The sequence below is a fragment of the uncultured Acinetobacter sp. genome, assembly GCF_947624825.1.
Classification (GTDB): Bacteria; Pseudomonadota; Gammaproteobacteria; order Pseudomonadales; family Moraxellaceae; genus Acinetobacter.
In genome coordinates this window covers 1-11,628 of sequence record NZ_CANQLZ010000065.1, presented here as the reverse complement: position 1 = coordinate 11,628, position 11,628 = coordinate 1, and the positions used below count along the sequence as shown (strand labels likewise).

At 41.3% G+C, this 11,628-nt stretch carries 8 protein-coding genes, 1 tRNA gene and 1 pseudogene; 6 read left to right on the top strand and 4 right to left on the bottom strand.

Features of this window, described 5'->3' with window-relative positions; all coding sequences use genetic code 11:
• Window positions 1-76: pseudogene (locus tag Q0017_RS11900) on the top strand (hypothetical protein); the annotation flags it as partial.
• A gap of 66 nt (window positions 77-142) precedes the next feature.
• On the opposite strand, the gene ettA reads toward Q0017_RS11900, so the two are convergent.
• A complete protein-coding gene (gene ettA / locus Q0017_RS11895; RefSeq protein ID WP_298147094.1) occupies window positions 143-1,804 on the bottom strand; it encodes an energy-dependent translational throttle protein EttA in 1,662 nt (553 codons plus the stop codon).
• Window positions 1,805-2,401: 597 nt separating this feature from the next.
• On the opposite strand from ettA, the gene Q0017_RS11890 reads away from it, so the two are divergent.
• Both Q0017_RS11890 and Q0017_RS11885 read left to right on the top strand, forming a co-directional pair.
• Entirely contained in the window at window positions 2,402-3,289 is an 888-nt protein-coding gene (locus Q0017_RS11890) for an SDR family NAD(P)-dependent oxidoreductase (RefSeq protein WP_298147093.1), read from the top strand.
• Window positions 3,290-3,479: 190 nt separating this feature from the next.
• Window positions 3,480-3,773 (top strand): hypothetical protein, encoded by a 294-nt coding sequence (locus Q0017_RS11885; RefSeq protein WP_298147091.1) that lies wholly within the window; start codon window positions 3,480-3,482, stop codon window positions 3,771-3,773.
• Window positions 3,774-3,822: 49 nt separating this feature from the next.
• Here Q0017_RS11885 and Q0017_RS11880 read toward each other — a convergent pair whose 3' ends face one another.
• Entirely contained in the window at window positions 3,823-6,171 is a 2,349-nt protein-coding gene (locus Q0017_RS11880) for a Tex family protein (protein ID WP_298147088.1), read from the bottom strand.
• A gap of 321 nt (window positions 6,172-6,492) precedes the next feature.
• Here Q0017_RS11880 and ompR point away from each other — a divergent pair, with 321 nt between their 5' ends.
• The 3 genes from ompR to Q0017_RS11865 all read left to right on the top strand — a co-directional run bounded on the left by ompR (window position 6,493) and on the right by Q0017_RS11865 (window position 10,483).
• On the top strand, window positions 6,493-7,254 hold the full coding sequence (gene ompR / locus Q0017_RS11875; RefSeq protein ID WP_297423361.1) for a two-component system response regulator OmpR: 762 nt from the start codon (window positions 6,493-6,495) through the stop codon (window positions 7,252-7,254).
• Window positions 7,255-7,311: 57 nt separating this feature from the next.
• Complete coding sequence (locus tag Q0017_RS11870) at window positions 7,312-8,772, top strand: ATP-binding protein (protein WP_298147084.1); 1,461 nt, start codon at window positions 7,312-7,314, stop codon at window positions 8,770-8,772.
• Between the two features lie 205 nt (window positions 8,773-8,977).
• Window positions 8,978-10,483, top strand: coding sequence for an acetyl-CoA hydrolase/transferase family protein (locus Q0017_RS11865; RefSeq protein WP_298147081.1), 1,506 nt, complete (start codon window positions 8,978-8,980; stop codon window positions 10,481-10,483).
• A gap of 45 nt (window positions 10,484-10,528) precedes the next feature.
• Here Q0017_RS11865 and Q0017_RS11860 read toward each other — a convergent pair whose 3' ends face one another.
• Complete coding sequence (locus Q0017_RS11860) at window positions 10,529-11,269, bottom strand: class I SAM-dependent methyltransferase (RefSeq protein ID WP_298147078.1); 741 nt, start codon at window positions 11,267-11,269, stop codon at window positions 10,529-10,531.
• 86 nt (window positions 11,270-11,355) lie between these two features.
• Window positions 11,356-11,431, bottom strand: a tRNA-Phe gene (locus Q0017_RS11855).
• Between the last annotated feature and the right edge of the window lie 197 nt (window positions 11,432-11,628).

The window sequence follows — 11,628 nt, the reverse complement described above, 5'->3', positions numbered from 1 at the left end:
ATTGTCTATGCAAGCGTTTATGCAATCACAAAAAAAATGGAAATGCCGTCAGTGCAACCATGAATGGCAAATCTAAGCTTAATTTGGCTTGTCAAAACATAAAAAAACCAGCCCTGAGGCTGGTTTTTTTTATGCGATGGGATTAACCACCAATTTTGCGATATTTTTGACGTTTCGCAACTAAATCATCACCATCGCGTTTACGGCGATATTCTTCAAATTCAGTATAGTTACCATCAAAGAATTCTGGTGTTTCACCTTCAAATGACAAGATGTGCGTTGCAATACGGTCTAAGAACCAACGGTCATGCGAGATCACCATTACGCTACCTGGGAATACTAAAATTGCATCTTCTAATGCACGTAAAGTTTCGATGTCCAAGTCGTTTGACGGTTCATCGAGTAAGATCACGTTAGCACCAAGCTGTAGGATTTTCGCAAGTTGTAGACGGTTACGCTCACCACCTGACAATTGACCTACACGTTTTTGCTGATCTTGACCTTTAAAGTTAAAGCGACCGATATAAGCACGAGAGCCAATTTCGTAATCACCAATCTTTAAGATATCTAAACCGCCAGAAACTTCTTCCCAAACCGTTTTATCATTATCTAATGTGTCACGGATCTGACCAACATAAGCAACTTTAACCGATTCACCAAGTACAACAGTACCTGTATCTGGTTGTAATTCGCCAGTCATCATACGGAATAGCGTCGTTTTACCCGCGCCATTCTCACCCACGATACCGACAATTGCAGTTGGTGGTACAACGAACGATAAATCTTTATACAGCGTACGACCATCAAACGATTTGCTGATGCCTTCAACTTCTACAACCTTGTTACCTAGGCGTGGACCAGGTGGAATGTAGATTTCAGAAGTTTCGTTACGTTGTTGGAATTCACGTGAGTTAAGCTCTTCAAAACGCTCCATACGCGCTTTGTTTTTCTTTTGCTGACCTTTGGCATTAGAACGAACCCATTCAAGTTCTTTCTTAAGTGCTTTAGCAAAAGATTCTTCTTGCTTGTTCTCTTGCTCTAAACGGGCATTTTTCTGCTCTAACCAAGAAGAATAGTTACCTTGGTATGGAATACCCATGCCACGGTCAAGCTCAAGAATCCATTCAGCCACGTTATCTAAGAAATAACGGTCATGCGTAATCGCAACGATTGTGCCCGCAAAATCTTTAAGGAAACGTTCTAACCAAGCAACAGATGATGCATCTAAATGGTTCGTCGGTTCATCAAGAAGCAACATATCAGGTTTAGAAAGCAATAAACGGCAAAGTGCAACACGGCGGCGTTCACCACCTGAAAGCAACGTTACGTCTGCATCCCAAGCAGGAAGATTCAGCGCAGCAGCAGCTTGATCCATTTGGTTGCTTAAGTTATGTGCATCCCAAGTTTGGATGATTGCTTCTAGCTTTTCTTGCTCTTTTGCAAGCGCATCAAAGTCTGCATCTTCTGCTGCATATTCAGCAAAAACTTCGTCTAAGCGTGCCAACGCATCAAGCGGTTCACGTAAACCATCTTCTACATTACCACGAACGTCTTTAGTTTCGTCTAAAGGTGGTTCTTGTTCAAGGTAGCCGATTTTGATACCTGGTTGTGCACGCGCTTCACCAGAGAAATCTTTATCTACGCCCGCCATAATACGAAGCAAGGTTGATTTACCTGCACCGTTTAAACCAAGAACACCAATTTTAGCGCCCGGGAAAAATGATAAAGAGATGTCTTTTAAGATTTCGCGTTTCGGCGGAACCATCTTCGACACACGGTTCATCGTGTAAATATATTGGGCCACGTAGGACTCCTCAATAGAAAACTAATTTCGGGGATGAAGCGCCCCGGCTCAAATGAGCGAAAAAATAATCGGGTATTATACGATGAATACTTTGAAAAAATAAGGCATGTTGCTCAAGTTGCTGAGTTTGTTGTAAATATCTTTTTAAAACCCAACCATCCAATTGATTTTATTTAAATTATATTATTTTTACCCTAAACATCAGCATATCAATCCATCATTTAGACACGCATTAAAGCTAGGTCTATTTTATAGGCTATGCATATGTCAAAGCGATGAACATGACTCAAAAAGTTTACACTTATATGGAGCATCTAAAACCCCAGATTGAGCTTTTAGAGTGCTCCAATTGTCTTATAGGTGTAATTTTTGCATGCTATAAGCTCAAATATAAGGTCTGCATAATTTTTTACTTCATTCGCCATTATGTATGCCTTTATTTAGGATAAAATGCGGATTTTTTAAACAAAACTGGCATTTTTACTGAAATCAACTATGATTTATAACACTTAAGCATTTGAAGCCAATGACTTCTATGTCAAACAATGTCATAAAAAAACAAGAGCTCATTTTAAGAATAGGTCAGGAAACATTACCGTGAAGGCAAAGTTTGAAAAATTGTTACATAAGCGTGTAGAAGGCAAAATTGTATTGGTCACTGGTGCGTCTAGTGGTATTGGTCTGACCACCGCCAACAAGTTGGCCGATGCAGGCGCGCATGTTCTACTCTTAGCACGTACACAAGAAACCCTTGAAGTGGTCCAAGCAGGGATTGTAGGACGTGGCGGTCAGGCCTCTGTTTATGCCTGTGACTTAAACGATTTAGAGGAAATTGATCGTGTTTCGGCACAAATTTTGGCAGATGTAGGTCATATTGATATTTTAATCAATAATGCCGGTCGCTCTATTCGTCGTGCGGTACATGAATCACTTGATCGTTTTCATGATTTTGAACGTACCATGCAGCTTAATTATTTTGGCTCGGTACGTTTAATTATGAACTTGTTGCCCAAAATGATGCTGCGTCGCCAAGGTCATATTATTAATATTAGCTCGATTGGTGTATTGGCCAATGCAACACGCTTTTCGGCTTATGTAGCCTCTAAAGCTGCACTTGATGCGTTTAGTCGTTGTTTGTCTGCCGAGGTACATTCACACAATATTGCCATTAGCTCGATCTACATGCCGTTGGTACGCACACCAATGATTGCACCTACAAAAATGTACAACTATGTGCCCACTTTAAGCCCTGAACAAGCTGCCGATTTAGTCGCTTATGCCGTGATTAAACGCCCGAAGAAAATTGCCACCAGTTTAGGTTATTTAGCCTCAATGACTTATGCAGTTGCACCAGACGTTAACAATAAACTGATGTCGATTGGCTTTAATTTATTCCCAAGTTCAAGCGCATCTGTGGGTCAACCGCAAAAGTTAAATTGGATCCAAAAGGCTTATGCACGTATTTTCCCTGGTGAACATTGGTAAGCCTGCTGCTGTTTTAGGTGTAGCAAGACAAGCGAGATCAGTTTTAAAAAGATTATCTTGCCAATTGGATAGATAAGCATTATTTTTCTCGACACTTGCTTGTATTTAGCCCTTAGTGTTTGGAGCAAAACGTAGCACTTACACAGTGCTGTTGAAGGCTCCTTGAAATAAATAGATTGAATTTTAAATTATGAAGTGGCACATCGTCCTTGTTTACGCCTTTTTAGCCTTTGCCCTGTTTTTGAGTTACGGCATCATCAGCAGTATTGCAACACAACAATATGAACTGATGGAAATTGTCGCCGATATTGGTGCAATTTTGATTTGTTTAGATTTAGCTGCATCGACCTACTTTTTAAAGTTAGTCAAACATCCCAACCAAAAAACCGAAGCACACATGCCTAAAGTGGTAAAAGTCACGCGTAAAGTGGGACATTTTGGCATTATGCTGATTTTATGCGGTTGGATTGTTCCTATGCTATAAATTAAAAAACCTCCCATTTGGGAGGTTTTTTTAACGCAGCGTTAAAGGATTATTTAGAACCTTTAATACCTGCTTGTAGTAACAATGCACCTAAACCACCAATTTTGGCTTCTTGAGGTTTTTGTTGCTGTGGTTTTTTCACTTGTGGGCGGTCGCCTTGTGGACGTTGCTGCGGACGTTTAGCTTGCGGCTTACGCTCAGTACGTGGCTCAGTTGCTTCACGGCGTGGTTGACGCGGTGCTTTCACTGGCTGAGAACCTTCAGGACGCATAGATAAGTTTACACGCTGACGTTCAGTATCTACATTCAGTACACGTACTTGTACAATTTGACCTGGCTTAACCACCTTATGTGGGTCGGCCACAAACTCGTTAGCAAGTTCTGAAATATGTACTAAACCATCTTGATGCACACCTACATCCACAAATGCACCAAAGTTGGTTACATTGGTGATCACACCTTCTAAAGTTAAACCTTCGGTGAGTTGTTTTACATCGGTGATATCATCACGGAATTTAGCAGTACGGAATTCAGGACGTGGATCGCGACCCGGTTTTTCAAGTTCGTTTAACACATCTTGAATCGTTGGCAGACCGACTTTTTCATCTACGAATTCTTCAGCATTTACTTGGCGAATAATTTCTGAATTGCCAATAATGTCTTGAACTGTGGTGCCTTTAGCCGCCACAATTTTTGCCACTAAATCATAGCTTTCAGGGTGCACAGCCGATGCATCTAATGGCTCTGCACCTTCTTGAATACGTAAGAAACCTGCCGCTTGCTCAAAAGTACGCTCGCCTAAACGTGGTACATTTTTAAGTGCAGTACGTTGTTCAAAACGACCATGTTCTTTACGGTATTCAACAATTTGTTGCGCAATAGCTTTGTTTAAGCCTGCGATATAACCCAAGATCGCCGCAGACGCTGTATTTACATCAACACCTACTGCATTCACACAGTCTTCAACCACAGTGTCGAGCATTTTTGCCAAACCTGTTTGGTTGACATCGTGTTGGTATTGACCTACACCAATTGACTTTGGCTCAATTTTAACCAATTCTGCCAATGGATCTTGTAAACGACGCGCAATGGATACCGCACCACGAATGGACACATCTAAATCTGGTAATTCTTGTGATGCCAGTTCCGACGCCGAATAAACCGATGCACCTGCTTCTGAAACTGTCACACGGGTTAAGTTAAGATCGCTATTGGCTGCCATCATCTCTGCGACAACGCTTTCTGTTTCACGGCTTGCTGTACCATTGCCAATGGCAATTAGATCTACATTAAACTCGCGGCATAAACGTGCCAATTCGGCAATTGCACCGGCTTTATCGTCTTTAGGTGCAAATGGATAAACTGTACTATGTGCAACCACATCGCCTGATGCATTGACCACAGCCAATTTCACGCCTGTACGGATACCAGGGTCCACACCTAAAGTGGTGCGCGCGCCTGCCGGGGCAGATAACAATAAATGACGTAGATTTTCTGCAAAAACGTTCATTGCTTCAGTTTCGGCGTTTAAGCGTTTTTCTGTGAGTAATGAATGTTCAATGCTTGGACGTACTTTGCCTGACCAAAACAGTTGTGCAGTTTGCTTTAAAAATTCTTGGCGCGCTTGCGGTTGAATCGAATCTAACTGATATTCAGCTTCAATACGTGCCAATGCTGCTGCATCTTCACCATCTACTTTTAAGCCCAGTACGTTTTCTTGACGACCACGTAACATGGCCAGTAAACGATGTGATGGCACTTTGTTTAAGTTTTCAGAAAAATCAAAGTAGTCACGGAATTTTTTGCCAACTTCTTTTTTCTCATCACTTGCTACAGCACTTTTGAGTAAAGCCGTTTTCGCAAACATAACTTTTAACTCAGTGGTAAGTGCAATATTTTGCGCCCACTCATCAATAATGATGTGCTGAATCGCGGCAAGTTGCGCGTCTAAATCGGCATAGTTTTCATGGCTAAAACCTGCCAGTGCAGCACTTGGCTCAACATCTTGGGTTAAAATTTGCGTGGCAATCTCACCTAAGCCGGCTTCTTTGGCTTTAAACGACTTACTGGTACGTTTTGGGCGGTAAGGTGCGTAGATTTCTTCTAATGCATTTTTAGTTTCTGCCGCGTTCACACGCGCTAATAAATCATCAGAGAGTTTGTTTTGTTCTTTGAGTGATTCGATGACTTTTTCGCGGCGTTCAAACAAATCACGTAAATACGATAAGCGCGTATCGAGCTGGCGTAACTGCGTATCGTCTAAGCCTTGAGTTACTTCTTTACGGTAACGCGCAATAAATGGAACGCTGGCACCTTCGTCGATTAGCTTAATGGCAGCTTCGACTTGATTTGGACGTACGGCAATTTCTTTTGCCAACTGCTGAACTAAGTCAGTCATCGTGTTGATCCCACAAGGATAAGTACTAAATGCCATGATTATAAAGACCAAGACTATAAAATCCACACTTGTTTTCGTAAATTTGTGCTTGGTTGTGCCGAGCAATTTGTTATAGTTTTAATTAAGCGCTCAAAATAACAGCAAAAATGCACTTAAAGCTAAGCTTGATGAGGGATCTAAACCGATGTTCGCTGTATACGTTTGGTATCTATGTCTTGATTTTAGCTCGAATATTTGTTGCTTTAGAACATAGTAAACCCCATTGAATATCGTATACTCAAATCAGACCTGACGATGACAATAAAGAATAAGGAGCACATCATGAGTTTAGTTGTACCCGCTGAAAATTTAGATGCTGTACAAGAAACTGACCGCGTCGAACGCATTCTCGTTGTAGACGATGATGTGCGTTTACGTACCCTGCTACAGCGTTTTTTAGAAGATAAAGGCTTTGTGGTAAAAACTGCACATGATGCCACGCAAATGGATCGCCTATTGCAACGTGAATTATTCTCGTTGATTGTGCTCGACTTTATGTTGCCGGTAGAAGATGGTTTAAGTATCTGTCGTCGTTTACGTCAATCCAATATTGATACCCCAATTATTATGCTGACCGCACGTGGTAGCGATGCCGACCGCATTGCAGGCCTAGAAGCCGGTGCAGATGATTACTTACCAAAGCCGTTTAACCCAAATGAATTGTTGGCACGTATTCGTGCAGTATTGCGTCGTCAAGTACGTGAAGTACCAGGCGCACCAAGCCAACATATGGAAGTGGTCAGTTTTGGTCCTTGGTCATTAGATTTATCTACCCGTACCCTAACCCGTGAAGGTCAAGTGGTGACCTTAACTACAGGTGAATTTGCGGTGCTTAAAGCTTTGGTACAACATCCGCGTGAGCCACTGACTCGTGACAAACTGATGAATTTGGCGCGTGGTCGCGAATGGGGTGCGATGGAGCGCTCTATCGACGTTCAAGTGTCACGTTTACGCCGTTTAATTGAAGAAAATCCTGCCCGTGCCCGTTATATTCAAACCGTATGGGGTGTGGGTTACGTCTTTGTACCCAATGGTGCAGAATAATCAAGCTTGGGTTTACACATGTAAACCCTATTTTTTTGACTGACCTTGAGAACAGCGGTGAAACTTGATCCTCTAGACCCACAAGACTTTACAGACTACGTAGCGTATTCGGAAAAGAAACGTACCCATACCGAGCGTTTTTTGGACAAGATTAAACCGCGTTCGGCTGCCATGCGTACCACCGTGTTGGTGTTGTTTGTGGTGGTGTTTAGTTTATTTATGTCAATTTGGTTTTTCTGGCGCACCTTGTATTTGCCTGAAATTCAGCAGCATGCGCGTTATTTGGCAGTCGAACTTGATATTTTAAGTGACCCTGACTTACGTATTTATCATCAAGGGGAAATCGTTAATCCGCAAATATGGCTCAAAGATCGTATGGGACTTGAGTACATTAGCAACCCCGATGAGTTTCCTAATATTCGCGACAAGGTGTTGGCTGAATTTTTTACCAATGAAATTGAAGCGACGCTTGCCAAAGAGCTTGGGATTGAAAATGTGACTGTTTATTTTCAATTTAAGCCTAGCCCACGCATTTGGATTCAAACCCCCAATATGAACGGCAACTGGGTACGCGAGCCGCTAAAAACCTATGCCAATTATAGCCCTGAATTAATTTTAGTGTGGTTACTTGGCACCCCATTAATTGCCGCGATAATCATTTTAACTTTGGTGCGCCAGCTCAATCGTCCATTACGTCGCTTACAAAATGCAGCCAACAGCTTTACCAAAACCGGTACTGCACCCTATTTAGACACCAATCATGGGCCTCAAGAAATTCGTGAGGTGAATCAAGCCTTTAACCGTATGGTCTATAACTTAGATCAAACCGAGCGTGAACGCCGCATTATGTTGGCTGGGATTTCGCATGATTTACGCACCCCCTTAACGCGTATTCGTTTAAGCGCCGAAATGATGCCAGAAGATGACTTTTTAAAAGAAGGTCTGATTTACGATGTAGAAGATATGGATGCAATTTTAAATCAATTTATCTCTTACATGCGTGATGGCTCAGATGAAGAACCGCAAGACACCGACCTCAATAGTCTATTGCAAGAATTAGTAGTGCAATTTAAGCCTTTAAATATTCGCTTTTGCCCCCATGAACTTCCTATTATTCAAGCGCGTAGTCTGTCGCTGAAGCGTTTAATTGGTAATTTAATTAACAATGCTAAACGCTATGGCGCAGAACCTATTGATATTTCTGCAAAAATGATCAATGAACGTATCTTGATTTGTGTTGCAGATCATGGCGAAGGGATTCCACAAGATCAAATTCAAGATCTCATGCAACCTTTTGTACGTGGCAATGCTGCGCGTACAGTACAAGGGAGTGGCTTAGGTTTAGCGATTGTGAAACGTATTGTTGATATTCATCAAGGTGAACTTCTAATTCAAAATCGCCCTGAAGGTGGTTTAGAAGCCATCATTTCATTGCCGCTTCATCAAAAGCCAAAACCTGAAATTGAAACACATAGTACACTTGAAAAACTTAAGCAAAGCTTAAGTGATCGCTTTTAACTATTGTTTAATATTTAAACAAATGTAGTTGTTTAAAGCATCAACCAATTGGTTTAATTTGATTAAAATCATGTGTTTATACTTTATAAATATAATTTATACCCACATTTTTTTAAAAAATTAGACCTTAGACTAACAGCTATGCACAATGGCTTTTCTGATCGGTACAATCCGTCTCAGATTTAAATTTTAACGAGAGTAAACCATGTCTTTAGATCGCATTCGTTTAGCTTCACTACATAACAAAGTTATCAGCGCAGAACAAGCAGCTGAGTTTATCCAAGATGGCATGACTGTCGGTATGAGCGGCTTTACCCGCGCAGGTGAGGCGAAAGCTGTTCCTTTAGCATTAGTTGAACGTGCTAAAACTAACCCGCTTAAAATTACCCTAATGACAGGTGCAAGTTTAGGTAACGACCTTGACAAAAAATTAACAGAAACTGGTGTCCTTGCACGTCGTTTACCGTTCCAAGTAGACAACACGCTACGTAAAGCCATCAACAATGGCGACGTGATGTTTATTGACCAACATTTATCTGAAACTGTTGAGCAAATGCGTAACGGTCAGTTAAAGAAAAATGAAATTGCAATCATCGAAGCAGTTGCGATCACTGAAGATGGCGGCATCATTCCAACGACTTCTGTGGGTAACTCAGCAAGCTTTGTACAATTTGCTGATAAAGTGATTGTTGAAATCAACACTAATTTAAGCCCAGCGTTTGAAGGCTTACATGACATCTATATCCCAGAGATGCGTCCAACACGTGGTCCAATCCCATTGACTGTTTCTGATCAACGTATTGGTACACAAGCGATTCAAGTGGATCCTGCAAAAATCGTCGGTATCGTATTTAACAGCGAATTACATGACTCTCCATCAACTGTGACTGAGCCAGATGATGAAACACAAGCCATTGCTGATCATTTAATTGCGTTCTTTGAACGTGAAGTTGCAGCAGAGCGTTTACCATCAAACTTAGGTCCATTACAAGCAGGTATTGGCTCAATTGCCAATGCGGTATTAACAGGTCTAAAAGATTCTAATTTTGAAAACCTTGTGATGTATTCAGAAGTACTACAAGACTGTACCTTTGAATTGATTGATGCAGGCAAAATGACTTTTGCTTCAGGTTCATCAATTACTTTATCGGAAAAATTCGGTGAAAAAGTATTTAATAACATCGAAGCGTACAAAGACAAATTAGTGCTGCGTCCACAAGAAATTTCAAACCATCCTGAAATCGTACGTCGTTTAGGTATTATTGGCATTAACACTGCGCTTGAGTTTGATATTTACGGTAACGTAAACTCAACTCACGTATGCGGTACCAAAATGATGAACGGTATTGGTGGTTCAGGTGACTTTGCACGTAATGCGCACATTGCGATTTTTGTGACCAAGTCAATTGCTAAAGGCGGTGCAATTTCATCTATTGTTCCATTTGCGTCTCACATTGACCATGCTTGCCATGACGTTGACGTATTAGTCACAGAACAAGGTTTAGCTGATCTTCGTGGTTTAGCGCCGCGTGAGCGTGCCAGTGCCATTATTGACCACTGTGTACACCCAATGTACCAAGCTGCGTTAAACGATTACTTTGATCGTGCATGTGCTAAAGGTGGTCAAACACCCCATATCTTAACTGAAGCACTTGCTTGGCATGCTAAGTTTGAAGCAACAGGCAGCATGCTTGAAACTGAAAACGCATAAGTTTTGCTTTTAAAAAAAACGCCCACATTGGGCGTTTTTTTAGTTTCAAGGATGCGCCAATTGTCCAATTCTAAGCAATACAGGAAAGGTGACGCTTACAGAGCTGTCTTTATGTTGCTGTAATGCCTCTGCAATCTGTGTTAAAGCAGAATGCCCTGTTTTACGTTCATAGTCTTGCACTGCCGACCATGTGGTTAAATATTCAAATAACTGCTCAGGGGTCCAAATATAATTGAGTTCCAAAGGCGGGGTGGCAACCTCTTGAAATGGAAATGGAATGCTTTGATAATTTTCATCTATATAACGTCGCTCAGGTGCCCAATAGCCTTTTAAGGTATGTTGATATAAATGCTCTACTTGTTGATTTAAACCTTCATCATGAATCTGAATTAAACCGTAACCAATCACAGCAAGAATACCTTCAGGTTTAAGGACGCGACGCACCTCTTTATAAAAACTCTCAAAATCAAACCAATGAATGGCTTGTGCCACCGTCACTAAATCCACCACATGTGCCATTAAGCCGCTATGTGTGGCCGATTGAATGGCATAGCGTACATTTTTAAGCTCAGGAGCATGTTGTAATTGGTTTTGGCTAATATCAGTGGCCAATACATGCGTAAACTGCTCAGCCAATAAATGTGTAAATTGTCCAGAGCCTGCGCCAACATCCCAAGCTAAGTCACGTTCGGGTACTAACAATAAAATTTGCGCCATGATTTCTTGTGAATACATAGGACGTGCTTTGGCATAGTGGGCACTTTGTTCGGAAAATAAATCTTTCATTCTTGTTCTCATCATTTTTATTATTGATGATTTTATTATAGACATAAAAAAAGCCCCAAACTTAAAGTTTGAGGCTTTTTTGAATATGGTGGCGAGACCCAGGATCGAACTGGGGACACACGGATTTTCAATCCGTTGCTCTACCTACTGAGCTATCACGCCGATGCGGTGTATTAAGCCCTATCTGCTAAAGATAGTCAACACTTTTCGTTAAAAAATATTAAATATTTATTTTTTAAATCATTTTAGCCAAAAAAAATCCCCAAACTTAAAGTTTGGGGATTTTTGAATATGGTGGCGAGACCCAGGATCGAACTGGGGACACACGGATTTTCAATCCGTTGCTCTACCTACTGAGC